We start from the raw sequence: 24,841 nt of genomic DNA, 5'->3' as shown, positions 1-24,841 counted from the left end.
CCCGCTATCGAGGGTCGGGGGTCCGGCGACCCGGCCCGCGGTCGAGGTACCACCGGGCGGTGCCGAAGATCCCGTAGGCGGTGATGCGGCGCATCGAATTCGCCGAGATCATGTCGCGGCGGTGCACGATCCGGTCGGTGGTGCGCCGCACCCGGTTCAGGAAGGTGCGGTCGGTCGGTGACGGCCGGCGCGGCATCCCCCCGCAGCGCTGGTACAGGTCGGTGGTGATCGCCATGTTGTTGCCGGCGTGCATGGTGTACGGCACCCGAAAGTCGGGGCCGCGGTTCGCCGCTCGGTAGCGACCGAACCGGGCGGCGACCACCACCATCACCCGGAATGCGGCGCGGCGCAGCGGACCGTTCTCGTCGCGGCGCGCGACGATCCGACCGCAGACCAGCTCCCCGCCGGCGGCGAATCCCCGGCGCACCGCGGCGATCCAATCCGATCGCGGCAGGCAGTCGGCATCGGTGCGGGCCAGATGGGTCGCCCCGCGCTCGATCGCGTACCGGAAGCCGGTGTCGACGGCCGACCCCACACCCTTCTCGGGTTCGGTGAGCACAACAGTGGGAATCGTTGCGGCACCGGCGAAGTTGTCGGCGAGACGTGCGGTGCGATCGGTGGACGCGTTGTCGACGACCACCAGCGTGAACGCGCGATCGTCCTGGGCGGCCAGCGCGGCCAGGGTGCCCTGCAGCAGGCGTTCCTCGTTGTGTGCGGGTACCACCACCCACAGATCCATGTGCGCACCTCGACGATCGATCGGCCCGCCCCGTTGAAACCGTAGCGGGTTCGGCCCACCGATGGCGGTCCGACCGCAACGCTAGGAACTCGACGCGGCGATCGGATGCGTAGCGCTCACCCAATCGGCCCGGGTAGTTCTACCCGGGCCCCGACGCACACAGCGGGCGCCGCGACCCTCGATGGTCGCGACGCCCGCTGCGGAGTGCTCGATGAATCAGCTGATGCGGATCATCTTCTTGTTGACGAACTCGTCCATGCCGAAGCGGCCGAGTTCACGGCCGAAACCGGAGCGCTTGATCCCGCCGAACGGCAGTTCCACACCCTCGGCGCCGACAGCGTTGACGAACACCATGCCCGCCTCGATCTGCTTGGCCACCCGCAGCGCCTGATCCGGGTCGGTGGTGAAGACGTAGGAGCCAAGCCCGAAGGGGGTGTCGTTGGCCTGCTTGACCGCCTCCGCCTCGTCGGCGACCTTGTACACCGTGGCGACCGGGCCGAACAACTCGTCGTAGTACGACGGCGAATCCGAGGTGACGCCGGTCAGCACGCCGGGAGCGAAGAACGCGCCCGGGCCGTCGGCGGCGGGTGCCGCGTCGAGGTTCGCCCCGGAGGACACCGCCGAATCGACCTGCTCGGCCAGCCGCGTCGCGGCCGCCTTCGAGGACAGCGGGGCCAGCCCCTCGGCGGAGGCCTCGATCTTCTCGGTCAGCTTGGCGACGAAGTCGTCGTAGAGGTCCTCGACGACGATGAACCGCTTGGCGGCGTTACAGGCCTGGCCGGTGTTCTCCATGCGGCCGGCGACCGCCGCCTCGACGGTCGCGTCGAGATCGTCGGTGGACAGCAGGATGAACGGATCGGAGCCACCGAGCTCGAGGACGACCTTCTTGAGGTTGCGTCCGGCGATCTCGGCGACGGCGGCGCCGGCCCGCTCGGAGCCGGTCAACGAGACACCCTGGATCTTCGGGTTGGCGATCGCATCGGCGATCTGCTCGTTGGTCGCGTAGATGTTGACGTACGCACCCTCGGGGAAGCCGGCGTCGAGGAAGATCTTCTGCAGGGCCGCCGCCGATTCGGGGCACTGCGGAGCGTGCTTGAGCACGATGGTGTTGCCGATGCCCAGGTTCGGGCCGGCGAACCGGGCGATCTGGTAGTACGGGTAGTTCCACGGCATGATGCCCAGCAGCACGCCGACCGGCTCGCGGCGGATGAAGGCGCTGCCCTCGCCGTCGACCAACTCGATCGACTCGTCGGCCAGGAACTTCTCCGCGTTGTCCGCGTAGTACTGGTAGATCGCCGCGCAGAACTCGACCTCACCCACGCTCTGGTCGATGGGCTTGCCCATCTCCCGGTTGATGATCTTGGCGAGTTCGTCCTTGCGCTCCTCGTGCAACTGCGCGACCTTCGACAACAGGGCGGCACGCTGTGCGACGGTCGAGGTCCGACCCCAGCTCTGGTACGTGCTGTAGGCCGAGTCGATCGCGGCGGTCACCTCCTCATCGGTGGCGGTGGGATATTCGGCGACCACATCTCCGGTGGCCGGATCGACCACTGCGTACAGGCTCACGCCCGCTCCTTCCAATCGAACAGTCCCAATACAGACGAACCTATCCCCGCCGGAGGTTCCGTGCCGGCTCTATCGGCCCGACCGGTGGAAATTGGCCCCCGGCCGGTGGGCGCGGTCAGCCGAGGTCGAGTCGGGCGAGCACCATCCGCGCGATCCGGTCGGGCGGGTTCGATACGTCGATCTCCATCCCCGGCTCGTCCGGCTGCAGCGGTTCGAGGGTGTCGATCTGCGATTCGAGCAGCGTGGGCGGCATGAAGTGTTCGCGCGTGCTCATCCGCTGCAGCAGCAGCCCCTTGTCGCCGACCATGTGCACGAAGAACGTGCCCGCCCCGCCCCGGCGCAGGACGTCGCGATAGCTGCGCCGCAACGCCGAACAACTCATCAGCGTGGGGATTCCGGCGTCGTCGCGCTCCTTGGTCCACGCGGCGAGGCTCTCGAGCCAGCCCCACCGGTCCTCGTCGGTCAGCGGCCGGCCGGCGGACATCTTCGCGACATTCTCCGGTGGATGGAAGTCGTCGCCCTCGGCGAACTCCCACCCCAGTTGCTTCTGTACGGCAAGCGCCGCGGTCGATTTCCCCGAGCCGGAGACGCCCATGAAGATCAGGTGCAGGACCGGGGTCTCGGCGGCGTCCGTCATCGTGTCCTCTTCCGCGGTCATCCGATGGCCCACAATCCCAGGGCGAGTACGAAGGTCGCCAGACCCAGGGTGGTCTCCATGACCGTCCAGGTGCGCAGCGTGGTCTTGACGTCCATCCCGAAGAACCGGCTGACCAGCCAGAATCCGGAATCGTTGACGTGCGACAGGACCGTGGCGCCGGCGGCGATCGCGATCACCAGGGCGACCTTCTGCAGCGACGACGGGTCCTCGGCGATCACGGCGGCCGAGATCAGACCGGCGGTGGTGGTCAGCGCCACCGTCGCCGAACCCTGGGCCACACGCAGCACCGTGGCGATCACGAACGCCGAGACGATCAGCGGCAGGCCCATATCGGCCAGCGAGTCCGACAGGGCGGCGCCGATCCCGCTGTGCCGCAGCACGCCACCGAACATGCCGCCCGCGCCGGTGATCAGGATGATCGCGCAGATCGGGGCGAGCGCACTGTTGAGGATCGATTCGAGCTTCGCGAGCGATCGGCCGCGGGTGCCCAGGGTATAGCTGGCGAACATCAGCGTGATCAACAGCGCGACCGGGGTTTGCCCGATGAACACCACCGCGTCCGCGAACAGGTTGTCCTGGCCGATCGAGCCGGTCGCCCGCAGCGTGGTGATGATCGTATTTCCACCGATCAGGATCAGCGGCAGGATCAGAATGAACAGCACGTGCGCGAAGCTCGGCGGCCGGGCGGTCGACTCGTCGTGGTCGTCACCGCCGGTGAGCACCGAATCATCGATCGGCACCATCACTTTCCCGCCGTAGCCGAGCGTGAACAGGTAGACGCCGACGTACCAGGCGATGATCGCCACCGGCACGCCCACCAGCAGGGTCAGGCCGACGTTCGCGCCGATCTCGGTGGCCGCGGTGACCGGGCCGGGATGTGGGGGGACGATCGCGTGCATCGCGGCGAAGGCGCCGGCCGTGGGCAGCGCGTAGAGCAGCACCGAGCCGCCGAAACGCTTGGCCACCGAGAAGATGATCGGCAGGAAGACCACCAGGCCGGCGTCGAAGAAGATCGGGAAACCGAACAGCAATGCCGCGATACCGAGCGCGAACGGGGCCCGCTTCTCGCCGAAACGACTGACCAATGTGTCGGCGAGAACCTGCGCGCCGCCGGTCATTTCGAGCACCCGGCCGATCATCGCGCCGAGGCCGACCAGCAGGCCCACGGCGCCGAGGGTGCTGCCGAATGCCGATGTGGTGACCGCGGGGACGTCGGCCACCGGGACACCGGAGGCGATCGCGGTCAGGTAACTGACCACCAGCAACGCCAGGAAGGCGTGCATCTTCAGCGCCATGATCAGCACCAGCAGCAATGCCACCGCCCCGGCGGCGATCAGCAGTAGGGTGCCGGATCCGTAGATCGGTTCCATCGTCTGCACAGGGTCCCCTTCCTCGCGAAGCGCCCCCACCATAGGACGACCGTCCGGCTCGGCGCGGAGGTCCGCTTTGATTACAGTGCGGTCTCGATCGACCGGGCGGTTCGATTCCCGCTGTTGCGGGGCCGGGAGTGGATGGTGCTGAACGGCAGTCGATCACGTGCCGGGCGCCCCGATCGAGGCCGCGCGGAGCGGTCACGTGGCGGCCGGAACCGGAGCGGTCATGGTGTAGAACAAGGGCAAGCGCGTAGGGGCGCGCTTCGACCCAACGTCATCCTCGGGCCGGCATCAGCGGTCTCGTCGGGCCGGACGGTCGCTACCGGGTGGAGGGTCGTCGACCGATGGAGCTGCTGTTCGTCGTAGCGGCCGGCCTCGGCGTGGTCTTCCTCCTGCTCGGACTCCTGACCGGAACCGACTTTGCCGCGGACCTCGGCTCGGATGCGATCTCGATGCCGGTGGTGGGGGCCTTCCTCGCGGCGGGCGGCGTCACCGGTCTGGTGCTGACGACAGGCGGCAGCGCGCTGCCGATCGCGCTGGCGGCGGCCGCCGGAGTGGGTGCGGTCGCGTCGGTACCGGTGTCCTACGTATCTCGCCGCCTGCGGCGTACCGAGGATTCCGCGGCGGCCATCACCTCCGCGGGATTTGTCGGCGCCTTCGGGGAGATCGTGCACCCCGCCACGATGTCCAACGACGGTATGGCCGACGTGATCATCGACGGTGAGCGCTATCGCAAGCGGGTACGCCCGGCGCACGAGACGCCGGATCCGTTGGCGGTCGGTTCGCGGGTGATCGTCGTGGACACCGACGAGGACGGAACGTTGTTGGTCGACGCGAGCCCGGACTGGTTGGCCGGTCGCCCCTAGCGATCCCACCGGTCGGGTGACAGGTCCGGCGACGCAGCAGGCGTCGTCGGAGATATTGCGCGTCGTGGTGATGCGTTGAGCGCCCACGGCGTACGGAGAGGAGAGCTGAACGCATGACCATTCTGATCATTGCCGCGGTGGTGATCGTGGTGATCGTCCTGGGCGTCATCTCGGTCCTGAGCTGGTACAAGACGGCGTCCCCGAACGAGGCGCTGATCATCACCGGCGGCGGGGCGATGCGCATCATCCCCGGCGGCGGCGGTGTGGCGCTGCCGTTCGTCAACAAGCACGCCTACCTGAACATGTCGTCGCGCCAGATTCCGATCCAGGTGCGTTCGGCGCTGACCAAGGACGGCATCGAGATCAACGTGCGCGCGGTCGCCATGATCAAGATCGGTGCCGAGCTGGATCAGATCCGTGCCGCGGCCCAGCGCTTCCAGGGGGATCAGGACAAGATCACCAACTCGGCGATCGAGGTGCTCACCGGTTCGCTGCGCGGCATCGTCGCCGAGCAGAGCGCGGTGAACATCTATCAGGACCGGCAGTCGCTGACCCAGTCGGTGATGTCCGTGACCAAGTCCGACCTCGAGGTGCAGGGTCTGGTGCTCGACACCCTGCAGATCCAGGAGATCGATTCGACGTCGACCTACTACCAGGACATCGGTCGCGCGGAGCTGGCGTCGAAGAAGAAGGAAGCCGAGATCGCCGAGGCCCGTGCGCATCAGGAGGCGCAGCAGGCGGCGAACGAGGCTCGCCTGAAGGTCTCGGAGTCCGAGCGCGACTACGCGATCCAGAACGCGACCTACCAGCAGGAGCAGGAGATCGCCCGCGCCCAGTCCGATGCCGCCGGGCCGTTGGCGCGCGCCGAGCAGGAGCAGCGGATCATCGAACGCCAGCAGGCGGTCGCGGTCAGTCGTGCCGAGCTGAAGGAACGCGAACTCGACACCGAGATCCGCAAGCCCGCCGACGCGGCCCGCTACCAGGCCGAGCAGGAGGCGGAGGCCCGCAAGACCGCGGCGATCCTCGATGCGGAGGCCCAGAAGCAGGCCGCTATCCGTGCGGCCGAGGCGCAGGCCGAGCGCGATATCCGGCTCGGTGACGCCGACAAGGCCGCCCGTGTCGCTCGCGCCGAGGCCACCCAGCGCGAGGGTGAGGCCGAGGCCGCGGCGATGGCGGCCAAGGGTGCCGCCGAGGCCCAGGCGATCGCCCAGCGGGCGGACGCGCTGGCCAAGATGGACGAGTCCGGCAAGCTGCAGATGCAGCTCGAGATGCTGCCCAAGCTGGTGGCCGCGGCCGCCGCGCCGATGGGGGACATCGACCGGCTCACGGTGCTGTCCACCGACGGGGCCGCGGCCCTGCCGAAGGCCGCGCTGAACAACATCACCCAGTTGACGACACTGTTCCCGCAGCTCGAGGGAGTGCTCGGCACGCTGGGCACCGGCCAGTCCGCCCCGCAACCGCAGAACGGCAACCACAAGCAGTCGGTGGAGTAGTCGACCACCGCGTTCGCTCGGACGTCACCGGCGGCCGTCGCTCACATGGTGTGGGCGGCGGCCGCTGCCGTTGACCAGCAGGGTCGGGGCCGCGGAGGATGGGCGGATGGCCGCCACCATCGGGATCAACCACGTCACCGTCGCCACCCGCAGTGTCGACGCGATGGTCGACTTCTATGTCGGAATGTTCGGCGGCACGGCGGTATTCGACAGCTCCGGCCGGACCGGCCATCCGCGCATGGTGATCGTCGAGATCGGCTCCGGACGCTACGTGAAAATCGTCGACGACCGGGCTCGGACCGCCGAGCCGTCCCCGGGCGTCGAGAGATTCGGCCTGGCCGTCGACTCCGAGGTGGCGCTGCGCGACCTGCGCGACCACCTGACGGCCCTCGGGGCAACCGTCGGCGACATCCAACGACTGCCGACGCAGTGGGTGTTGACGATCACCGATCCGGACGGCGGCCTGATTCAGGCGTGCGCTCACGCTCGCTGACGCCCGATCCCGGATACGACGGCCACTGTTCACCGCACCGGCACGGTCCGTTCCGATCGTGCCGGCACCCTGACCCGGAGCGGCACCCCGTTCGGTCCACCACCCGTCGGTGTCGTAGCCCCTGCATACGAATCGCCAGGAGAACTTCGTGCCTCGTTACCGCCGGATGTTGGCCGCGCCGCTCGGCGCGCTGCTCGCGCCCGCCCTCCTCGTCGCCGCGGGTGCCTTTGCCGCTCCCACCGCGGCCGCCCAGCCCTCCGACGCCGCCGGCGCCACCGTGGTCAAGGATCCGTCCTGCCTGATCGCGCCCGGCTCCGGCCCGCTCTGCGCGGACCCGGACACCCTGCTCGACGTGCGGATCGGCGATGTGCGCGCCACCCAGCCGTCGCTCGGCTACGACGAGGTCTACTACAAGCTCGGCCGCTACTCGCCCGAGTTCAGCAAGGACGAGATCAACAAGAAGTTCGACGACTGGTGCGAGGCGAACGGGCAGCAGGAGGCCGCGTCGGTCGAACCCGATGCGACCCTGCTCGATTCGTCGTCGTTCACCTGCACCGTCCCGATCGGCGAGGAGACCCCCGACACGATCGAGCCGATGAAGACGGTCGTGATCGGCCCCGGCGGAACGCTCTACCTCACCGACGGCCACCACACGCTGACCTCCTTCGCCGAGGATCTGCAGGGCGGCCTGGACACCCACGTGCGACTGCGCGTGATCGGCAACCTCTCCGGCCTGCCCGAGCCGATCTTCTGGCAGGTCATGCAGGACAACAAGTGGGTCTGGCTGCGCGATCCGAGCGGCAACGCCGTCGCCCCGCAGGATCTGCCGAAGGGCGTGGGGCTGTCCAACTTCCAGGACGATCCCTACCGCAGCCTGCTGTACTTCGCCCGCGATATCGGCTACTCCGCCGACGGCGCCGTCCCCTTCCAGGAGTTCTACTGGGGCACCTGGGTGCGGGAGAACTACGCCGCGGACGTGAACGCGTGGGACCAGAACGATTGGGCCGCTTCGCTGGCCCTGGTGCAGAAGATCAGCGAGGCGCAGGTCGCGCTCGACCCGAGTGCCGTCGTCGATCCGGTGTCCGGCTACACCGCCGCTCAGCTGAGCAAGTTCGATGCCTGGAACGACGGCGAACCGGCCGACGGCGGTGAGTGGGCGAGCCTGTCCGCTCCCTACAGCAGCTCCAAGCCGGGCAAGCTCGCCTATATGACGGCCTACCGTTCGGCGCGTTAACCGATCAGCCGATCCGACCGGTCACCGGGTCGCGGGCGATGACGCAGAAGGCCCGCCCGGTCGGATCGCGCAGCACCGTCCACCAGGGCATCCGCACGACGATGTGCGCGCCGAGATCGACGAGACGAGCGACCGTCATCTCGCGATCGGTGCAGGCGATGTCCGGGTGGGCGGTGACGCGCGCCGCCGGAGAGTCGGTCCGCTGCAGCAGAATCCGCAGCGGGCCGTCCTTCGGTGATTTCAGATAGGCAAATTCGTCGCGGACGGCGGCCCGCGCGGGCCAGCCGGTCAGGTCGGACCAGAACGCGACCTCGGCGTTCCACCGATCGGACGGGATGTCGAGGCAGACTTGATCGAGCAGATCGGGCTCGCCCTCCCGCGCCCGGTGAGCCGTCGGTTCCGCCCGGCCGGCGGGCCCGTCGGCGGCATCGGTGAAGCAGAAGACGAAGCCACCCGGCGAGCGCAGCACCGCGAATCCCTCGTCCCAGTGCTCGGCGATCACCTCGGCGCCGAAGCGGACCACCGCGCGTGTCGCCGCCGCGCGGGGGTCGTCGACGTCGAGGTCGAGATGCAGCCCCGCCGTTCCCGCTCCGGTGTCGTGCCCGATCCGCTGCAGACGCACCGCCGGGTCGCCGGCAGCAGGTTCGAGGGTGCGGAATTCACCGGCATCCCCGCGCCGCTGCGACAGGGTCGATCGGGTGGCCGCCGCCCAGAAGGTCTCGGCGGCCGCCGCGGTTTCGGCCGGCTGGTCGAGGAAGAGCCACATCCACCGGATCGCGCAGGCCACCGGCACCGCGGTGGCCGTGTCCTCGGTCCCGCTCATTGCGGCGCCGAGGTCGGCGGATTGGTGCGGGGCTTGATCCGAGCGTTCGGCAAGGGCGGCGCGGGCAACCGTTGCGGCTCGCCGAGGTAGCCCGCCACCCGGCCGAAACGCTCCGACCGGCCCTGCCACTGATCGCGGGCCTCGACGATCTGCTCGTGGGTGCGGGCGACGAAGTTCCACCACATCACGATCTCCTCCCCGAACGGGGTGCCGCCGAGGACAATCACCCGGGTCGGCCGCGGTCCGCCGATCAGTTCGATCCGCTCGAGCCCGGTGCCCAGATATCCGAGGTGACCGCGCTCGATGTCGGTGCCGTCGAGGGTGAGGGTGCCGGTATCGACCAGGAAGCCGTGTTCGAAGGTCGGGTCGACCGCCAGCTCGACGCGGGCGCGCGGTTCCAGGGTCAGTTCGGCCCCGAGCAGCGGGGTATGGGTCGGGACCGGGGACGTCTCGCCGAGCAGGGAGCCCAGGAAGATCCGCCCGGAGCCGCCGGGAAAGTCGATCAGCGGTGGGGCGTAGTGCCGGAAGTCGCGCGGAGCATTGCGTGCGGATTCCGGCAGCGCGATCCACAGCTGCACCCCGTGCAGGATCGTCGTCGCCGGTGTCGACACCTCGGAATGGCAGATGCCGAGCCCGCCGGTCATCAGGTTCAACTCGCCGGGGCGCACCATCGCGTGCACGCCGTGACTGTCCCGGTGCTCGATCTCCCCGGTGAAAAGCCAACTGGCCGTCTGCAAACCGGTATGCGGATGGGGTGCGACGTCCATGCCGCCGGTCGCGTCGACGTCGTCCGGACCGTAATGATCGGCGAAACACCACGCCCCGATCAGCGACCGCTGCCGCTGCGGCAGCGTGCGCCGGACGGTCATCGCGCGCGGGCCGCCGAGCGGAACCTCTCGCGCGGTGAGGATTTCGACCCGCGACGCGGTATCGGTCCCGGTCGCGCAGACCACTTCCGCGGGGTCGGTCTCCAGATTGCTCATCGTGCGGCCTCCCACCGGCTTCGGCGCGGTTTCCGGCACGCGAGCGACCGGCCCCGCGGGGCTGCACGGGGTACCGAATGCCGCTGCCCACGCTACCCGGCGAGCCGGGGTCGTTGAGCGCTCAACGCCAGAGCGGCCAACAGCAGCGCCACTCCGCTCGCCACGGTGCGCGCGATGTTGAACATCTGCCACCGCCCCGAGTAGTCGGCCCAGATCCGTTCGGCCGCCTCCCGCGAGCCCGGGACCTCGACCGACGCCAGCGTCTCGTTCATCGGGACGTTGACCGTCATGGTCGGTACCAGGCCTCCGAACAGGTAGATCAGCGCCGCCGCGGCCAACAGGCGTGCGGCAGTGCGCCGACCGGTCCGCCACATCAGTACCGCGGCGACCGCGACCACCACCGGTGTGCCGAAGAACGCCGGCGTGAACACCGCGTTGCGCACCGAGGCGTTCATCGCCTGCATCGCCTCGATCGCCACCCGCGGATCGGTGGCGTCGAGGCCCCACATCGTCGAGCAGACCCATGCATAGAAGAAGCCGAAGATCGCGCCGGTGAACAGCACGGCGGCGACGCCGGCCCAGCGTGCGGCGCCTCCGCGATCGGTCGTGGCGGGCGGTGCGGGAGCGGTGGAGGGAACGGTCACGGCTATCTCCTTTAAGTGAACTGATGAGTTCTATTACTAATGGAACGCTACGGTACTATTCGGGAGGTGTCCAGGAGTGCGGAAGCGGCCGGCGGACCGGCCAAGCGCGGTCGGCTACCGGCGGCCGAACGACATCGGCGGGAGGCGGAGATCCTCGCGGTCGCCGCGCGCACCCTCGACGAGGTCGGCTACGAAGCGCTGACCATGCAGGACGTCGCCGACCGGGCGCACGCCTCCAAGCAGACCCTCTACGCCTGGTTCGGCACCCGGGAGGACCTGCTTGCGGCCCTGATCGCGCGCAATGCCGACCGGGTGGCCGAACGGGTCACCGCGGTGCTCGCCGACGACGAGCTGCCCACCGAAGCGGCGGCACGTGGGGTCCTCGAGCGCTATGCGGTGGGGCAACTCACGCTGCTGACCGGCACCGAGTCGGTCAACCTCAACCGCGCCGCGATGACCTCACCACGGCTGGCGGAGCTGCTGCTGGACGGTGGGCGGCATACCGTCGGGCCGCTGGTCGGCCGCTATCTGCGGCGCCTGATCGACACGGGCCTGCTGCGCGACGGCGACACCGACGACTACTTCCGACTGCTCTACGGACTGGTGATCGCCGACGACCAGATCCGGGTGCTGCTGGGTGAGCCGGCGCCGGGGCCGGAGGTGATCGCCACGCGGGCCGCCGCGGCGGTCGAGCGGTTCTGGGCGCTGGTGGGGGCCCGCTGACCGGGGATCGGTCGGGACCGAGGCCGACCGGAGCCGGGCTCGATCGGGGTCAGTCGGCTGGGGTTGCCGGGTCGGAGGCGGCGTCGTCGATCCACTCGGCGATCGCCGGACCGAGCGCCTCATCGTCCGCGTCCAGCAGGCGGGCGACCCCGCGTCGCGGCGTTCCACCGCCCCGGAACACGGTGACGATGCCGGTACCGATCGCCACCACCGGCACCCGGGCCAGGGCGTCCACCCAGCGGGCGAAGACCGGATCGTCCGGATCGACCCACAGCTCGACGTAGCGGGCCGGTTCGACGATCGCCCGCTCGACGACCAGGCAGTCGTTCTCCCCGGCGGCGGCCGCCGCCGCCTCCGCCGGCCGATCGGTGTCGTGCCGGTAGAGCCAGTTGCCGAGGAACTGCCCGACCCCACCGGGCGGCAGCACCTCGACCATCGCCGCGACCAGCCGCGCCGACAGATCGGCGTCGCCGTCCCGGAAGGTGGAGGGCGCATCGGGATTGCCCACCACGAAGGCCGGATTGGCAACGATCAGCTCGACGTCCGCGCCGTGGAGCGGCTCGAGGTAGCTGCCCAGCCGCAGATCCCACTCCTGCCCGTTGAGCGCCGCGGTCAGCTCGGCGTAGGCGAGCGCGCGCGGGTTGATGTCGGTCGCGATCACCCGCGGCGCGATCGCGGACAGGTGCAGCGCGACGTAGCCGCAGCCGGTGCCGATGTCCGCGGCGGTCCGCGCCTCGTCGACCGCCAGCGCGCCGAGCAGGGTGTCCGAGGCATTCCCCGGCCCGGGCACCCGATCGTCGCGGTCGTCCCACTCGGGGTCGAAGGCGATCCAGCCGGTGTCCTCGGAGACGGTGGTCGGCGCGATCGTCGCGGTGCACCGCACGTAGGTGACGTTGTCGGCCTCGAACTCGTCGAACAGGTCCGCCGCGACCGCCGCCGCGATCGTCTCCGGCCGCAGTGCCCCGCCGAGGGTCGCCGCGGCGACCGGGTCACCGTCGAGCAGCAGTTGGCCGAGCGCCGGGGTGTAGCCGCCGAGCCGATCGAGGTCGGCGCCGAGCAGTTTCCCGGCCTCGCGCCGGCGCACGCGCACGGGATCGGTCGGGTTGTCGTGCCAGCGGGTCGCGTCGGTGCTCATCGTGGCCGGTTCTCCCCCGTGGCGTGTGCGTGGATCTGCAGGAGCGGGGTGTCGAGGACACTATCTCCTCGCCGCCCCGCTCATGCGAATGCTTGCACAGCGATCAGGTCCACAGCACGGCGACGAGGACGTTGAGCACACCCGCCAGGCCCGCACCGTCGCGCAGGGCCTGAATATTCGGCTGTCCGCGCCGTGCCCGGCCGCCCGCGATCTCCGCGCACGCCGCGGCGGCGAGCGCGATCAGGAACTTGATGCCGACCTTCATGTGGTTGATCGGATCGTCCGCCGCCATGATCAGGCCGACCAGAATGATGCCGGTGATCACCTGCAGCCGAGCGCCCCACACCAGGAGCGCCAGCAGCCGGTTGGACTCCGGATCCAGGCGCAGGGCGAGCCAGCCGCCCACCAATGCGGCCATACCGAGCAGATGGACAACAACAACCAGGTGCTGCACGACGGTCATGGGCCGACCGTATCGGGATGGTTGAGGGGCAAAGGAATTCAGGCTGTCCTAATTCCGCTGTCCGATTCGCGCTATTCGGCGCGCGAGAAGGCGGCGGCCCGGGCGACCTGCTCCGGGGTGATCGCCACCCCGGTATAGCGCTCGAACTGGCGGGCCGCCTGGCTCGCATGTACGCGAGCCCCGGAAATCACTGTCGCCCCGAGTTTCTCGCCGAGCCGCACCAGCGGCGTCTCCGCAGGAAAGGCGACGACGTCGAAGACCACGGACGCAGCCGCGACCACATCCTCGGGAAACGACAGCGTGTCCGCATCGGGTCCGGTCATCCCCATCGGCGTCACGTTGACGACGGTGTCGAACTCGCCCGGGGTCGGTTCGGCGCCGGTATAGGCGAATCCGTACTGGTCGGCGATCGCCGCGCCGGTCGCCGGGTTGCGGGCGAGCACCGTGACGCCGGTGACCCCGTGGTCGCGCAGCGCGGCGACCACCGCCTTGGCCATGCCGCCGGACCCGCGCACGACCACCCGCGACGAGGTGTCGACGTCGAACTCGCGCAGCAATTCTGCGATCGCCTCGTAGTCGGTATTGGCGGCGGTGAGCCGGCCGTCGTTGTTGACGATGGTGTTGACCGACTCGATCGCCGCGGCCGACGGTTCGATCTCGTCGACCAGCGGGATGACCGCCTCCTTGAACGGCATCGACACCGAGCAGCCGCGGATGCCGAGGCCGCGCACCCCCTGGATCGCCGCCTCGATGTCGGTGGTGGTGAACGCCTTGTAGGCGAAGTTCAACCCCAACTCGTCGTAGAGGAAGTTGTGGAACCGGGTGCCGAGGTTCGACGGGCGGGCCGCCAACGAGATGCACAGCGTGGTGTCCTTGTTGAGCGTCGGCATGTCCGGCTCCCCTCTCGACGTTCGCGGCCGGTCGCATCGACCGGCTCCCCCAGGCTAGGACGCGGCTCGTACGGTGGTGGGGTGGATGTCCACATCAAGAGGCGCGGCAGCGGCGATCACGGTTCGCTGCTGTGCGAGGCGGCGGGGTTGCGGTGGTTGGCGGCTGCCGACGCCGCGCCGGTGGTGCGGGTCCTGGCCGTCGACGACGACGCCCTCGAACTCGAACGGCTGCGCTCGGTGCGCCCGACGCCGGAGGCCGCGGAGACCTTCGGCCGGCACCTGTCCGACCTGCACGCCGCCGGCGCACCGGCCTTCGGCAGCCCACCCGACGGGTGGACCGGTGACATCTGGATCGGCGTCCAGTCGCAGCCGGCGCGCCCGACCCCGACGTGGGGCCCCTTCTTCGCCGAGCAGCGCATCGCCGTGTTCCTGCCGCGGGCGGTCGACAACGGCAACCTCACGGTCACCGAGTCCGACCTGGTCCTGCGCGTCTGCGAGCGGATCGCCGCCGGCGAATTCGACCGGATGGGCCTACCCGAGCCGCCGCGACCTGCCCGCATTCACGGCGACCTGTGGACCGGCAACCTCATCTTCACCGACCGCGGTGGCGTGCTGATCGATCCCGCCGCGCACGGTGGCCACCGGCTGACCGATCCGGCGATGTTGGCCCTCTTCGGCGCGCCGCACCTCGAGACGATTCTGAACGCCTACGCCGAGTCCGCCGGCTTGGTCGACGGGTGGCACGAGGCATTGGTGCTGCACCAGATGCACCCGCTGGCAACCCATTCCGTGCGCCACGGTCGCGGCTACGGCACCGCGCTCGTCTCCGCCGCCCGCCGCGTCGCCGCCTGGTAGCCGGTCACGCCCGCGGCAGCAGCGATCGCAGTCGCTCCAGCGCGGGGTCGGCGCGCTCCACCCGCGAGATCGCGCAGAGCGGCAACATCAGGATCGGGTCCGGATCGAGCAACGGCGCGACGATGACCCCGCGCGGCGGCACATCGGCCACCGACTCGGGTGCCAGGGTGACCGTCCCTGCCGATGCGACGTGGGTGAGCAGCCCGGAGAGGCTGTCGGCAACGGCGATGTCCTTCGGTGTGAAGCCGGCCAGATGACAGGCCTGAACCGCGCGGGCGGCCAACGCGCCCATGCCGATCACCGAAGGCAACACCCACAGGTGCTCGGCCAACTCGGACAGGTGCAACCGCTCACGTTGCGCCAGTGGGTGATCGGTTCCCATCGCGACCGCCAGGCGCTCCGTGGGCAGGTCGACCAACTCGAGCCCGTGCGGCGCCGGCGCGGGCGTGCGCACCAAAGCCAGGTCGACGACCCCGGAACGCACCACATCGATCAGCTGAGGTGTCGGCGCCTGATGCAGGTGGATCGTCAGTCCCGGCAGCACCGCGCGCGCCCGGCGCAGGAGGTCCGGCAGGAGCCGGTAGGCGGTACCGCCGACGAAGCCGAGGTGGATCTCGCCGTCCTCGCCGCCGGCCGCCCGGCGGGCGCGATGAATGGCATTGCGTTGCAACAGAAGCTGCTGACGTGTGTCGTTCAGGAAGGTACGACCGGCGGCGGTGAGGGTCAGCCCCCGCGGGCCACGTTCGAACAGGGGCACTCCGACGGCTCGTTCCAGCCGGTGCAGCGACTGGCTCAGCGGCGGCTGGGTCATCGACAGTCGTTCGGCCGCCCGGCCGACGTGGAGTTCCTCGGCGAGGACAACAAACTGCTCCAGGGCTCGCTGCGTGATCTCCATATGCTCGAGGATATGTAACACCGGCCATTTGATATTGGATATTGACTGCATCCGTCCCTTCTAATCGTGATACGAGTCACAACACGCTAGGAAGGGGGAGGCATGACACCTCCACCGCTCGACGGAGTGCGGGTCATCGAACTTGCGACGGTGATCATGGGGCCCTACGCCTGCCGGCAGCTCGCGGACCTCGGAGCCGACGTCGTCAAGGTAGAGGATGGTGTCCGCGATCAGATCCGGTCCCTCTCACCGCAGCGCCATCCCGGCATGTCCGGGGTCACGCTGAACCTGCACCGCAACAAGCGCAGCATCCGCCTGGATCTCAAGTCCGAGGTCGACATGGCCCGCTTCCACGAGCTGCTGGGGGATGCCGACGTCCTGGTCACCACGATGCGCCCGGCGGCGCTCGAACGGCTCGGATTGTCGTCGGCGGATCTGCGCGAGCGATACCCGCGGCTGATCCACGCGCGCGCCGCCGGCTTTCGCGGCAATTCCGAGCGGGCCAATGCCGCCGCCTATGACGACCTGGTGCAGGCCGCGTCCGGCATCGTCTGGCTCAACGAGCAGGTCACCGGCGAACCGCAGTATCTGCCAACGATCCTGGCGGACAAGGTCTGCGGCCTGATGCTGGCGCAGTCGGTGCTCGCCGGTCTGCTGCAGCGCGATCACACCGGGCATGCCCCCCATATCGAGGTGCCGATGGTGGAGTCGATGCTCGAGTTCACCCTGGTCGAACACCTCATCGGTGCGGTCTTCGAACCACCGGAGGAGCCGCGGTTCGGCTACAACCGTGTGCTGAGTGGGCAACGTCGAGCCTGCCGCACCGCGGACGGATCGATGTGTGTGCTGCCCTATTCCGACCGCAACTGGCGCGACTTCTTCGGCATCGTCGGCCGCCCCGATCTGGCTGCGGACCCGCGCTTCGCCACCATGCCAACCCGAGTCGCCAACGCCGACGACCTCTACCGCATCCTCGGAACGTTGACCGGCGCGTTCACCACCGCCGAGCTGCAGCGGCGATGCGACGAGCTCAGCATCCCCGCCTATCCTGTCGAAAGCCTCGAATCCGCCCTCGACAGCGACTACATCCGATCCGGAGATGTGGTGTGCGAGCGGATCCATCCGACCGAGGGGCCCTACCGCACCGTCGGGCCGGCGGCGCGGTTCGACGGCGCCCCGCTGCCGCTGCGGCGGCACGCCCCGAACATCGGTGAGCACACCGACGAGGTACTCGGCGCCACACAGGGAGCCCCCGGACGGGAGCGCCGTCGATGAGCGACCTCGACACGCCCGACGCCGAGCACTCGAACCGCGCGGCCGACGAGCGCGACCTCGTTCGCCACCGACGCAAGCAGATCGTCGCCGGCGTCTTCGGGCACATGGTCGAATGGTTCGACTGGGCGGTCTACAGCTACCTGGCGATCTTCTTCGCCCACGCCTTCTTCCCCGACGACACCGGTTCCGACCTGCTACCGCTGATCGGCACCTTCGGCGTCTTCGCCATCGGCTTCCTCGCCCGACCCTTCGGCGGAATGATTCTGGGCGCGTACGGAGACCGCCACGGTCGACGGGCCGCGCTGACCCTGTCGATCTCGATGATGGGGCTCGGCAGCCTCGCGATCGCGGTCATGCCCACCTACGACCAGATCGGCCTACTGGCGCCGCTGCTGCTCACCGTGGCTCGGCTCGTACAGGGCATCTCGACCGGCGGCGAATGGGGTGCGGCGGCCAGCTTCATCTCCGAATCGGCGCCGGACGCGCGGCGCGGGCTGTACGGCTCGCTGCTGTACGTCGGCTCCAATGCCGGCAAGGTTCTGCTGTCGGTATTGGGCGCGTTGCTGCTGGGCATGATCGGCAACGACGGGATGGAGTCCTACGGCTGGCGGATTCTGTTCTTCCTCGGCGCCGTTCTGGCCCTGGCCGGTTGGTATATCCGGCGCAATGCCATCGAGACAGCGGACATTGTGCTGGATACGAACGAAAAGCGCAGCCGCCCCGGTGTATTCGACAGCCTGCGGCAATACCCTCGGGCCACCCTGACGTTGATCGGGTTCACCGTGGGGCCTGCGGTGGTCACCTACACCCTGACCGCCTACCTGCCGACGCTCGCGGTTACCGACCACGGATTGGACAAGGGTGACTCGCTCCGCGCGATCATGATCACCCTGATCCTCTTCCTGATCGCCCAACCGATCGCGGGCGCGCTGTCGGATCGCTGGGGGCGCAAGCCGGTTATCGGGATCTCCGCGCTGAGCTTTGTGGTCGGCGGGCCGTTCCTGCTGTCGGCGATCGACGGCACCTTCCTGAATCTGGTGATCGTGCAGGGGCTGGCGCTGGTGATGCTCAGCGGTGCGACCGCGGTGTCCGGATCGCTGATGGCGGAACTCTTCCCGGCTCGCATCCGAGTCAGCGGCATCGCGCTGCCGTACTCGATCGCAGTCGCCGTATTCGGCGGCACCGCACCGTTGTTGGCCACCAGTCTGCAGAGCATCGGATGGGTGAACGTCTTCGGCTGGTACGTTTCGGTGGTCTCGCTGGTCAGCTTCCTGACCGTGCTGACCCTGCGGGAAACGGCCCGAAAGCCGCTGCCGTGAGCGCCGGGCAGGCCGCCACGGACCTGCGGATCACCCGCGACGGGACCGTGGCGCAGATCGAGATCGTCCGACCCCCGCACAACTACTTCGACGCGGTCCTATTGGCCGATCTCGAACGGACCTTGCGGGCTCTGGCCGACGACGGCCTGACCCGAGCGGTGGTGTTGTGCGCCTCCGGGCGTAACTTCTGTGCCGGAGCAGACTTTTCGAGCCCACTCACCCTGCAGCACCCGGCGACCGGGCGGCATCTCTACGAGATCGCGGCCGATTTGTTCGACACCGAACTGCCGATCGTCGCGGCCCTGCACGGGGCGGCCATCGGCGGCGGTCTCGGCCTGGCGATGGTCGCCGACGAACGGGTGGCCGCCGACGATGTGCGGTTGTCACCGAACTTCACCCGCCTGGGTTTCCACCCCGGCTTCGGCCTGAGCGTCACCCTGGCCGATGCGATCGGCCGCCGCCGCGCCGCCGTCCTCCTGGGCACCGGATGCGAGGTGCGCGCCGCGCAGGCCGAGCAGTGGGGCCTGGTCGACGAGGTGATCGACGCCACTGGGGTGCGTGCGGCCGCACACCGGCGGGCCCGCGCCTGGGCCGTGGCGGCGCCCCTGGCCGTGCGATCCGTGCGGGCCACGACCCGTGCGGATCTTGTTGCGGCCGTGCGGGCCGTGCTGCCGCGCGAACTGACCGAACAACAGCGCCTGGTGGCAACCGCCGACTGGGCCGAGGGTATCGCCGCCGCACGCGAACGGCGCGAACCCGTCTTCGAGGGGAGATAACCACATGACCAGCACCGAATCCACCCCCGCCGTGGACACCGACGATCCGAGGTTCACCCTGACGGTCGAGGATCGGGTGGCCACCGTCAGGCTGACCCGCGAGGACCGCGCCAACGCCGTCACCATCTCGGCGACCGAGGAACTCGCAGAACGTCTCGACGCGCTCGCCGATGACGACGACGTCCGGGCGCTGGTGATTACCGGCACCGGCCGGTACTTCTCCTCCGGCCTCGACCTGCACGACGCCGCCCGCCCCGAGGTCTCCGCCCGGATCGCGACCATGCTCAGCAGCGGTCGGCACCGCTCCCTGCACGAGGCGATCCTGCAGTGGCCCAAGCCCACCGTCGCCGCCATCAACGGGACGGCCGTCGGCGGTGGACTCGAGATGGCACTGGCCTGCGACCTGCGTATCGCGGTCGCCGGTACTCAGCTGGCGCTCCCCGAGGCGAAACGGGGTATGGGCGCGGTGTTCGCCGCAGTGGTCCTGCCGCGAATCGTGCCGCGGGCGTTGGCCTACGAGATGCTCTACCTCGGGGAACCGACCACCGCGGAGACCGCGCTGCAATGGGGCCTGGTCAATCGGGTGGTCGCCGCCGACGAGTTCGACGCGGCGGTCGCGGACCTGGTCGGTCGGCTGGTCGCCAATGCTCCCCTGACGCAGCGCAAGATCAAGGCGTTGAACACCGAGGCGCAGAACCTGCCGGTGTCGACCGCCGTGCGGCTGGGTGTGGGCCCCGATCCTTACGCGAGTGCCGATCGGCTGGAGGGGATTCGAGCCTGGCGCGAGCGTCGGGAAACGCGGTGGACGGCCCGCTGACTGCTCGCTGGCTGTACAGCTAGCGGAGCCACTCCCGCAGCTGGTCGTAGACCGCGTCCGACCGGAGCAGGGCAAGGTGGTGGGTACCGCCGACGTGCAACCCGGCGTCCTCGGCGAACCCGATGCGGCGGGCCCGCCGGCGGCCCGACCCGCTCGGGGTGAGCACGAGTCCGTCACCGAGCAATCGGCCGAGCGGGTGGCGGCTGTCGCGGGTGATCGTGGCGGTCACGAAGTAGTGGGTGGCGTTGGGCAGCAGGGGAACCTCGGCGGCGACAGCCCGTCCGAGGGCATCGGCGTCGCGACCGTCCCAGTCCTCGTCGACGATCGAACCGCCGCGCAGATCGCGGATACCCGCACTGCGCCGCCGCAGTAGTCGACTCAGCGCGGCGGTCTCGGGGATCGCGGCGAGGGCGGCGCTGCCGTAGTGGGCGGCCTCCTCCAGCGGAGCCCCGAGATGCGGGGTGCCGAGGCTGACGGTGGCGGATACCACTGTCGGCCAGGTCATCCCGTCGGCCTCCGCCCGGTGGGCCGCGGCGCGGGCCACCAGGCCGCCCATCGAATGCCCGATCAGGTCGAGTCGGGTCACCGGCACCGGCCACCCGGTGACCAACCGTTCGAGCAGACCCGCCAGGTCCGAACCATTGCTGCTGATGTGTCGGCCGCTGTTGTACCGCACGTAGATCGGGGTGGACCCGAGGTCGGCCGCGAGCCGGACGCCGTAGTCATCTGCGTCGATACCGCCTGATCCCCAGGCAAATTCGGACTCGCAGAGGCCGTGCAACAGCACGACGACGTGGCCACCGGCACCCTCGAAGACCTCACGGGCGTCGAGCTCGTCGCCCGGCTCGTCGAACGACACGATCGAGCCGTCCACCCGCACCGTGACCGGGTGATCCGCCAGCGGGGAGCCGTCGGCCTCGAGGTGATCGCCGATCAGACCGAGCGCCGCCCCGATGACCGACGCACCCCGCACGGTCTCCGACGGGGGCCGATCCCCCGGCCAATCCGGATTCGCCGCCACCGCTCCACCCACCGTGCGGGCGACCGCGTCGATCGTGGCGTAAACGCCGTCGGTGATGCCGTCGTGCAGGGCGCGGACGGGGGTGACGGCGCGGCCGATGCCCCGACCGGCCGAACGGAAGATGCGGTCGGTGATCGCCCGGTGGACGTCGTGAATGCCGGCGACGGCTCCCGCGAACTCGTCGGTCGCGAGGTCGGCCAATGCCTCGATCTCGGCGCGACGGCGATCCCCGGTGCCCCTCACGACGCCGAGTCTACGGAGGCGCACCGACCGGCGGTCGGTCTCCGGATTACCGCCCCGGATAGGGAAGCAGCGCCATCTCCCGGGCGTTCTTGATCGCGATCGCGACCTGCCGCTGCTCCTGCGGAGTCAGGCCGGAGACGCGGCGACTGCGGATCTTGCCGCGATCGGAAATGAACGTCCGCAGGAACGCGACGTCGGTGTAGTGCACGGTCTCGAGCCCGGCGGCGCGCAGCGGATTGCGCCGAAGCTTGCGGGGCTTCTCGGGCTTCGCGGGCCCACCGGTGCGGGATCGTCGGGCGGCCATCTCAGCGCTCCTCTCGGAAGTCGACGTGCCGGCGGATCCTCGGGTCGTACTTGCGCAGCACCATCCGATCGGGATCGTTGCGCCGGTTCTTGCGGGTGACGTAGGTGTAACCGGTTCCGGCCGTGGACTTCAGCTTCACGATCGGGCGGATCTCATTGCGGGCCATCAGAGCTTCTCCCCCCGCGCGCGGATGCGGGCGACGACGGTCTCGATGCCGTCGCGGTCGATGGTCTTGATGCCCTTGGCGGACACGGTCAGCGTGACCCGCCGCCCGAGGCTGGGCACCCAGTAGGTCTTGCGTTGAACGTTCGGATTCCAGCGACGGTTTGTGCGGCGGTGCGAATGCGACACCGCCTTACCGAAGCCCGGCTGTCGCCCGGTGACCTGGCAGTGCGCGGACATGTCTCCCCTTATTGATAATCGTTTTCGACAACTGCTGTGATCGAGAGTACGCTCGCGACGGCATTAATGAAAATCATTGTCGAAAGGGATGTGGTGGACACCAGGACTCCGGTGGTGATCCTCGCGGGCGCCCGCGACGGGGTGACCGGACTGGCCGACCTGTTGCGGCAGCCGGGCACCGTCGTGGTGGCCCACGACCTGAGCCTGCTGCGCGAGGGGCTGATCACCCGAACGATTCGGCGCGGCGCCAGCGAATGGTTGGCCCTGCTCGAGCCGGTGCACGGCTGCGTGTCCTGCACCCTGCGGCACGACCTGCTGCCCCTGCTGCGGACACTCTCGCAGCGCAGCGGGGTCGCCCGCATCGTCGTGGCGCTCGACCCGCTGCTGGAGCCGGCCGAGGTCGAACGCGCGATCGACGAGGTGATCGTCGGCGGCATCGTCGGACGCATCGAGGCACCCGCCGGACGCGATGTGCGGGTCGACGCCGTGGTCACGGCGGTCGACGCGGCGACCTGGCTGACCGAGGCGCTGGGTGAGGACACCGTCGACCAACGCTGGGGCATCGAGGACGATCGCACCCTCGCCCAGATCGCGGTCGCCGGTGTTCAGGCGGCGGATGCGCTGCTGGTGGTCGGCGAATCCGACGACGACCACGGCCGTCTGCGCGCGGTGCTGACCCGACTTGCGCCGAACGCTCCCATCGATCGATCCCCCGCACAGGCCGCGGTCCGATTGACCGGCACGCCACTGACCAATCGTCCGTCGCCGGTATTCGACCCCCACGCCTCGCTTCTGGCCGGCGGGCCACCCACCGAACCCGACGCCGGGGTGACCCTGGTCGAGTTCGAGGCGATCCGCCCGTTCCACCCCGAGCGGCTGCACCAGGCGTTGGACGTCCTGCTCGACGGGGTGGTCACGGCCCGCGGCCGGCTCTGGCTCGCCACTCAACCCGACCACGTGCTGTGGCTGGAATCCGCAGGCGGCGGGCTGCAGATCGCGTCTGTCGACACGTGGGTGGCAGCCGTTCCCGAGGACGATCGCAGCGACCTCGAGCTGTCCCGGCTGGCGGGAGCCGCGTTGCGCTGGCTACCGGAGACCGGCGACCGGCACAGCGCGCTGGTCGCGCTGGCCGTCGATGCCGACCCCGACCATATCCGGGCGGCTTTGCGTTGGGCCCTGCTCACCGACGACGAGCTGGTCGACGAGTCCCGTCAGGACTGGGAGGACCCCTTCGAGTTCGCCCACCACGACCCCTGCGACGAACTGAGCGAGACCCAAGCGACCGATGCCGACGACCTTCGGGTCGCCGGCTTCCCCGAGGAGGGACACCGATGAGGCCCCATATCCACCCCGACTACCACCCGGTAGTCTTCGAGGACGCCGCCGTCGGCACGCGTTTCCTCACCCGCTCCACCGCGACGTCCGACCGCACCATCGAGTGGACCGACGGCAATGTCTATCCGCTGATCACCGTCGACGTCACCGCCGCCTCGCACCCGTTCTGGACCGGCGAGCGCCGCGTGATGGACACCGAGGGCCGTGTCGAGAAGTTCGAACGCCGCTACGGCCGGCGGACCGGGGCACCGAGGAAGGCGTCCGCTCCCAGCGACTAGCGTCCGGGGGATGGGCGAATTCACGGGGCATCTACCGGGGAGCACCGCCTACCGGCGCATCCTGATCGCGCTCTTCTGCGCCGGCATCGCGACCTTCGCCCAGCTCTACTCCACCCAGGCGGTTCTGCCGTTCATCGCCGATGGCTACGGGGTCACCCCGGCGACCGCCGCACTGAGCGTCTCGGTTGCCACCGGGGGTTTGGCGATCGCGGTGATCGCCTGGTCCTCGGTGGCCGACCGCATCGGCCGGGTGCCCGCGATGGGGATCGGGGTGATCGCCGCGACGCTGCTCGGGCTCGGCGCCCCGTTCGCGCCGACCCTCGGGATCTTCCTGGCGTCGCGGCTGCTCGAGGGCGTCGCCCTGGGTGCGGTGCCCGCGATCGCGCTGGCCTATCTCGCCGAGGAGATCGACGGTCGGCATACCGCCTCGGCGGCGGGCAGCTATATCGCCGGTACCACGGTCGGCGGATTGCTCGGCCGCCTGGTCGCGGGCCCCTTCGGAGATTGGGGGCAGTGGCGCTGGGGCGTCTTCGCCGTCGCCGTGCTCTGCCTGATCTCGGCGGCGCTGTTCATCGCCCTGATCCCCCGCGCCCGCGGCTTCACCCCCGGCCGCGATCGCCCGCACACCGGCCTGCCGCTGTGGACCAAACTGGCCCGCAACCTGCGCGATCGTCGCCAACTCGCCCTCTACGCCCAGGGCTTCCTGCTGATGGGCGGCTTCGTCGCGATCTACAACTACCTGGGCTTTCGGCTGCTCGCGCCGCCGTTCCTGCTGCCGCTGTGGGCGGTGAGCCTGCTCTTCCTGGCCTACCTCGCCGGCACGGTCGCCTCCCCGCGCGCCGGACGCCTCGCCTCCGAACACGGCCGGCGGGTGGTGCTGCTCGGCTCGGTCGCGATCATGGCCGCCGGCCTGGCGCTGACCCTGATCGACGCGCTCTGGGCGGTGATGGTCGGGCTGCTGGTGCTGACGGCCGGCTTTTTCGCCGCCCACTCGGTCGCCTCCGGGTGGGCGCCGGTCATCGCCGATCCCGCGGCCCGCTCCCAGGCCGCCTCGCTCTACTACCTGGGCTATTACGCCGGGTCGAGCCTCTTCGGCTGGGCCCTCGGCTTCGCCTACACCTCCGCCGCCTGGCCCGGCCTGGTCATCGGCGTCCTCGCCATGACCGCCCTAGCCGCCCTCCTGGCCCTGACCTGGCTCCCCCGCGTCGTCGAAAGTGGAAGCTGACCCGCGCTCGGCG

General features: G+C 69.7%; 28 protein-coding genes. 13 read left to right on the top strand and 15 right to left on the bottom strand.

All coding sequences use genetic code 11. The features are described 5' to 3' along the window. Nucleotides 1–4: 4 nt before the first annotated feature. The 4 genes from MB1_RS09660 to MB1_RS09645 form a co-directional block, all read right to left on the bottom strand. Nucleotides 5–739, bottom strand: coding sequence for a glycosyltransferase family A protein (locus MB1_RS09660; protein ID WP_066906136.1), 735 nt, complete (start codon nt 737–739; stop codon nt 5–7). Nucleotides 740–955: 216 nt separating this feature from the next. Further along, nucleotides 956–2,305, bottom strand: a complete 1,350-nt coding sequence (locus tag MB1_RS09655) for an NAD-dependent succinate-semialdehyde dehydrogenase (RefSeq protein WP_066906134.1) — start codon at nt 2,303–2,305, stop codon at nt 956–958. Nucleotides 2,306–2,420: 115 nt separating this feature from the next. Then, the gene (locus MB1_RS09650; protein ID WP_066906314.1) at nt 2,421–2,963 is read right to left on the bottom strand and encodes a gluconokinase; all 543 of its coding nucleotides are present in this window, start codon (nt 2,961–2,963) and stop codon (nt 2,421–2,423) included. Then, entirely contained in the window at nt 2,960–4,342 is a 1,383-nt protein-coding gene (locus MB1_RS09645) for a GntP family permease (RefSeq protein ID WP_066906132.1), read from the bottom strand. The genes MB1_RS09650 and MB1_RS09645 overlap by 4 nt, the downstream gene beginning before the upstream one ends. Nucleotides 4,343–4,680: 338 nt before the next feature. On the opposite strand from MB1_RS09645, the gene MB1_RS09640 reads away from it, so the two are divergent. The 4 genes from MB1_RS09640 (at nt 4,681) to MB1_RS09625 (ending at nt 8,422) form a co-directional block, all read left to right on the top strand. Beyond that, nucleotides 4,681–5,202: a hypothetical protein gene (locus MB1_RS09640; RefSeq protein WP_066906130.1), complete on the top strand. Its 522-nt coding sequence runs from the start codon at nt 4,681–4,683 to the stop codon at nt 5,200–5,202. A 113-nt stretch (nt 5,203–5,315) separates the two neighbouring features. Beyond that, nucleotides 5,316–6,695, top strand: a complete 1,380-nt coding sequence (locus tag MB1_RS09635) for a flotillin family protein (protein ID WP_066906128.1) — start codon at nt 5,316–5,318, stop codon at nt 6,693–6,695. Nucleotides 6,696–6,801: 106 nt separating this feature from the next. Next, on the top strand, nt 6,802–7,188 hold the full coding sequence (locus MB1_RS09630; RefSeq protein WP_066906126.1) for a VOC family protein: 387 nt from the start codon (nt 6,802–6,804) through the stop codon (nt 7,186–7,188). A 148-nt stretch (nt 7,189–7,336) separates the two neighbouring features. Then, nucleotides 7,337–8,422: a ParB/Srx family N-terminal domain-containing protein gene (locus MB1_RS09625; RefSeq protein ID WP_245650116.1), complete on the top strand. Its 1,086-nt coding sequence runs from the start codon at nt 7,337–7,339 to the stop codon at nt 8,420–8,422. Nucleotides 8,423–8,426: 4 nt separating this feature from the next. Here the strand turns inward: MB1_RS09625 and MB1_RS09620 are convergent, their stop codons facing one another. From MB1_RS09620 to MB1_RS09610, 3 genes are all read right to left on the bottom strand, one after another. Next, nucleotides 8,427–9,245, bottom strand: a complete 819-nt coding sequence (locus MB1_RS09620) for a VOC family protein (RefSeq protein ID WP_066906122.1) — start codon at nt 9,243–9,245, stop codon at nt 8,427–8,429. Then, the gene (locus tag MB1_RS09615; RefSeq protein ID WP_066906312.1) at nt 9,242–10,228 is read right to left on the bottom strand and encodes a pirin family protein; all 987 of its coding nucleotides are present in this window, start codon (nt 10,226–10,228) and stop codon (nt 9,242–9,244) included. The genes MB1_RS09620 and MB1_RS09615 overlap by 4 nt, the downstream gene beginning before the upstream one ends. A 92-nt stretch (nt 10,229–10,320) precedes the next feature. Continuing rightward, nucleotides 10,321–10,872 carry an anthrone oxygenase family protein gene (locus tag MB1_RS09610; protein ID WP_084351310.1) on the bottom strand — a complete coding sequence of 184 codons (552 nt, stop codon included), beginning with the start codon at nt 10,870–10,872 and terminating at the stop codon, nt 10,321–10,323. 66 nt (nt 10,873–10,938) lie between these two features. On the opposite strand from MB1_RS09610, the gene MB1_RS09605 reads away from it, so the two are divergent. Then, nucleotides 10,939–11,595: a TetR/AcrR family transcriptional regulator gene (locus tag MB1_RS09605; RefSeq protein ID WP_066906308.1), complete on the top strand. Its 657-nt coding sequence runs from the start codon at nt 10,939–10,941 to the stop codon at nt 11,593–11,595. Nucleotides 11,596–11,644: 49 nt separating this feature from the next. Here MB1_RS09605 and MB1_RS09600 read toward each other — a convergent pair whose 3' ends face one another. The 3 genes from MB1_RS09600 to MB1_RS09590 form a co-directional block, all read right to left on the bottom strand. Next, nucleotides 11,645–12,730, bottom strand: a complete 1,086-nt coding sequence (locus tag MB1_RS09600) for a methyltransferase (protein ID WP_066906120.1) — start codon at nt 12,728–12,730, stop codon at nt 11,645–11,647. A 103-nt stretch (nt 12,731–12,833) separates the two neighbouring features. Then, complete coding sequence (locus MB1_RS09595; protein ID WP_066906118.1) at nt 12,834–13,193, bottom strand: hypothetical protein; 360 nt, start codon at nt 13,191–13,193, stop codon at nt 12,834–12,836. Between the two features lie 71 nt (nt 13,194–13,264). Then, the gene (locus tag MB1_RS09590) at nt 13,265–14,083 is read right to left on the bottom strand and encodes a shikimate 5-dehydrogenase (protein ID WP_066906116.1); all 819 of its coding nucleotides are present in this window, start codon (nt 14,081–14,083) and stop codon (nt 13,265–13,267) included. A gap of 81 nt (nt 14,084–14,164) precedes the next feature. On the opposite strand from MB1_RS09590, the gene MB1_RS09585 reads away from it, so the two are divergent. After that, on the top strand, nt 14,165–14,938 hold the full coding sequence (locus tag MB1_RS09585; protein WP_066906114.1) for a fructosamine kinase family protein: 774 nt from the start codon (nt 14,165–14,167) through the stop codon (nt 14,936–14,938). Between the two features lie 4 nt (nt 14,939–14,942). Here the strand turns inward: MB1_RS09585 and MB1_RS09580 are convergent, their stop codons facing one another. Then, the gene (locus MB1_RS09580; RefSeq protein WP_066906112.1) at nt 14,943–15,833 is read right to left on the bottom strand and encodes a LysR family transcriptional regulator; all 891 of its coding nucleotides are present in this window, start codon (nt 15,831–15,833) and stop codon (nt 14,943–14,945) included. Nucleotides 15,834–15,935: 102 nt separating this feature from the next. Here MB1_RS09580 and MB1_RS09575 point away from each other — a divergent pair, with 102 nt between their 5' ends. Genes MB1_RS09575 through MB1_RS09560 form a run of 4 tightly spaced genes read left to right on the top strand, consistent with a single transcriptional unit; the run spans nt 15,936 to nt 20,020 of the window. Next, a complete protein-coding gene (locus MB1_RS09575) occupies nt 15,936–17,108 on the top strand; it encodes a CaiB/BaiF CoA transferase family protein (protein WP_066906110.1) in 1,173 nt (390 codons plus the stop codon). Further along, nucleotides 17,105–18,427: an MFS transporter gene (locus MB1_RS09570; protein ID WP_066906108.1), complete on the top strand. Its 1,323-nt coding sequence runs from the start codon at nt 17,105–17,107 to the stop codon at nt 18,425–18,427. Before MB1_RS09575 ends, MB1_RS09570 begins: the two co-directional genes overlap by 4 nt. Continuing rightward, nucleotides 18,424–19,203, top strand: coding sequence for an enoyl-CoA hydratase/isomerase family protein (locus tag MB1_RS09565; RefSeq protein WP_066906105.1), 780 nt, complete (start codon nt 18,424–18,426; stop codon nt 19,201–19,203). Before MB1_RS09570 ends, MB1_RS09565 begins: the two co-directional genes overlap by 4 nt. 4 nt (nt 19,204–19,207) lie before the next feature. Then, complete coding sequence (locus MB1_RS09560; RefSeq protein ID WP_066906103.1) at nt 19,208–20,020, top strand: enoyl-CoA hydratase/isomerase family protein; 813 nt, start codon at nt 19,208–19,210, stop codon at nt 20,018–20,020. Nucleotides 20,021–20,039: 19 nt separating this feature from the next. Here the strand turns inward: MB1_RS09560 and MB1_RS09555 are convergent, their stop codons facing one another. The 4 genes from MB1_RS09555 to rpmB are packed head-to-tail and all read right to left on the bottom strand — an operon-like array spanning nt 20,040 to nt 21,990. Beyond that, the gene (locus MB1_RS09555) at nt 20,040–21,284 is read right to left on the bottom strand and encodes an esterase/lipase family protein (RefSeq protein WP_066906101.1); all 1,245 of its coding nucleotides are present in this window, start codon (nt 21,282–21,284) and stop codon (nt 20,040–20,042) included. A 46-nt stretch (nt 21,285–21,330) separates the two neighbouring features. Next, the gene (gene rpsR / locus MB1_RS09550) at nt 21,331–21,588 is read right to left on the bottom strand and encodes a 30S ribosomal protein S18 (RefSeq protein ID WP_066906099.1); all 258 of its coding nucleotides are present in this window, start codon (nt 21,586–21,588) and stop codon (nt 21,331–21,333) included. Between the two features lies 1 nt (nt 21,589). Further along, nucleotides 21,590–21,754: a 50S ribosomal protein L33 gene (gene rpmG, locus MB1_RS09545; RefSeq protein ID WP_066906098.1), complete on the bottom strand. Its 165-nt coding sequence runs from the start codon at nt 21,752–21,754 to the stop codon at nt 21,590–21,592. Continuing rightward, the gene (rpmB, locus tag MB1_RS09540) at nt 21,754–21,990 is read right to left on the bottom strand and encodes a 50S ribosomal protein L28 (protein ID WP_066906096.1); all 237 of its coding nucleotides are present in this window, start codon (nt 21,988–21,990) and stop codon (nt 21,754–21,756) included. Before rpmB ends, rpmG begins: the two co-directional genes overlap by 1 nt. 66 nt (nt 21,991–22,056) lie before the next feature. On the opposite strand from rpmB, the gene mrf reads away from it, so the two are divergent. Genes mrf through MB1_RS09525 form a run of 3 tightly spaced genes read left to right on the top strand, consistent with a single transcriptional unit; the run spans nt 22,057 to nt 24,828 of the window. Beyond that, nucleotides 22,057–23,325, top strand: a complete 1,269-nt coding sequence (gene mrf, locus MB1_RS09535) for a ribosome hibernation factor-recruiting GTPase MRF (protein WP_066906094.1) — start codon at nt 22,057–22,059, stop codon at nt 23,323–23,325. Beyond that, nucleotides 23,322–23,603, top strand: a complete 282-nt coding sequence (locus MB1_RS09530) for a type B 50S ribosomal protein L31 (protein ID WP_066906093.1) — start codon at nt 23,322–23,324, stop codon at nt 23,601–23,603. The genes mrf and MB1_RS09530 overlap by 4 nt, the downstream gene beginning before the upstream one ends. A gap of 10 nt (nt 23,604–23,613) precedes the next feature. Beyond that, the gene (locus MB1_RS09525; protein ID WP_066906091.1) at nt 23,614–24,828 is read left to right on the top strand and encodes an MFS transporter; all 1,215 of its coding nucleotides are present in this window, start codon (nt 23,614–23,616) and stop codon (nt 24,826–24,828) included. Nucleotides 24,829–24,841: the final 13 nt, after the last annotated feature.

Origin of the sequence: Millisia brevis NBRC 105863 (genome assembly GCF_001552615.1) — a bacterium.
GTDB classification, from domain to species: domain Bacteria; phylum Actinomycetota; class Actinomycetes; order Mycobacteriales; family Mycobacteriaceae; genus Millisia; species Millisia brevis.
The sequence above is the reverse complement of the archived record's forward strand: the minus strand, read 5'-3'. Positions and strand labels throughout refer to the sequence as shown.

Bases quoted from the DNA above. Each gene is read 5' to 3' on its own strand.
- MB1_RS09660 (WP_066906136.1), bottom strand. From the start codon at position 739: ATGGATCTGTGGGTGGTGGTACCCGCACACAACGAGGAACGCCTGCTG.
- MB1_RS09650 (WP_066906314.1), bottom strand. From the start codon at position 2,963: ATGACCGCGGAAGAGGACACGATGACGGACGCCGCCGAGACCCCGGTC.
- MB1_RS09640 (WP_066906130.1), top strand. From the start codon at position 4,681: ATGGAGCTGCTGTTCGTCGTAGCGGCCGGCCTCGGCGTGGTCTTCCTC.
- MB1_RS09635 (WP_066906128.1), top strand. From the start codon at position 5,316: ATGACCATTCTGATCATTGCCGCGGTGGTGATCGTGGTGATCGTCCTG.
- MB1_RS09630 (WP_066906126.1), top strand. From the start codon at position 6,802: ATGGCCGCCACCATCGGGATCAACCACGTCACCGTCGCCACCCGCAGT.
- MB1_RS09620 (WP_066906122.1), bottom strand. From the start codon at position 9,245: ATGAGCGGGACCGAGGACACGGCCACCGCGGTGCCGGTGGCCTGCGCG.
- MB1_RS09615 (WP_066906312.1), bottom strand. From the start codon at position 10,228: ATGAGCAATCTGGAGACCGACCCCGCGGAAGTGGTCTGCGCGACCGGG.
- MB1_RS09600 (WP_066906120.1), bottom strand. From the start codon at position 12,730: ATGAGCACCGACGCGACCCGCTGGCACGACAACCCGACCGATCCCGTG.
- MB1_RS09595 (WP_066906118.1), bottom strand. From the start codon at position 13,193: ATGACCGTCGTGCAGCACCTGGTTGTTGTTGTCCATCTGCTCGGTATG.
- MB1_RS09590 (WP_066906116.1), bottom strand. From the start codon at position 14,083: ATGCCGACGCTCAACAAGGACACCACGCTGTGCATCTCGTTGGCGGCC.
- MB1_RS09580 (WP_066906112.1), bottom strand. From the start codon at position 15,833: ATGGAGATCACGCAGCGAGCCCTGGAGCAGTTTGTTGTCCTCGCCGAG.
- MB1_RS09575 (WP_066906110.1), top strand. From the start codon at position 15,936: ATGACACCTCCACCGCTCGACGGAGTGCGGGTCATCGAACTTGCGACG.
- MB1_RS09570 (WP_066906108.1), top strand. From the start codon at position 17,105: ATGAGCGACCTCGACACGCCCGACGCCGAGCACTCGAACCGCGCGGCC.
- MB1_RS09560 (WP_066906103.1), top strand. From the start codon at position 19,208: ATGACCAGCACCGAATCCACCCCCGCCGTGGACACCGACGATCCGAGG.
- rpsR (WP_066906099.1), bottom strand. From the start codon at position 21,588: ATGGCCGCCCGACGATCCCGCACCGGTGGGCCCGCGAAGCCCGAGAAG.
- rpmG (WP_066906098.1), bottom strand. From the start codon at position 21,754: ATGGCCCGCAATGAGATCCGCCCGATCGTGAAGCTGAAGTCCACGGCC.
- rpmB (WP_066906096.1), bottom strand. From the start codon at position 21,990: ATGTCCGCGCACTGCCAGGTCACCGGGCGACAGCCGGGCTTCGGTAAG.
- mrf (WP_066906094.1), top strand. From the start codon at position 22,057: ATGAAAATCATTGTCGAAAGGGATGTGGTGGACACCAGGACTCCGGTG.
- MB1_RS09530 (WP_066906093.1), top strand. From the start codon at position 23,322: ATGAGGCCCCATATCCACCCCGACTACCACCCGGTAGTCTTCGAGGAC.
- MB1_RS09525 (WP_066906091.1), top strand. From the start codon at position 23,614: ATGGGCGAATTCACGGGGCATCTACCGGGGAGCACCGCCTACCGGCGC.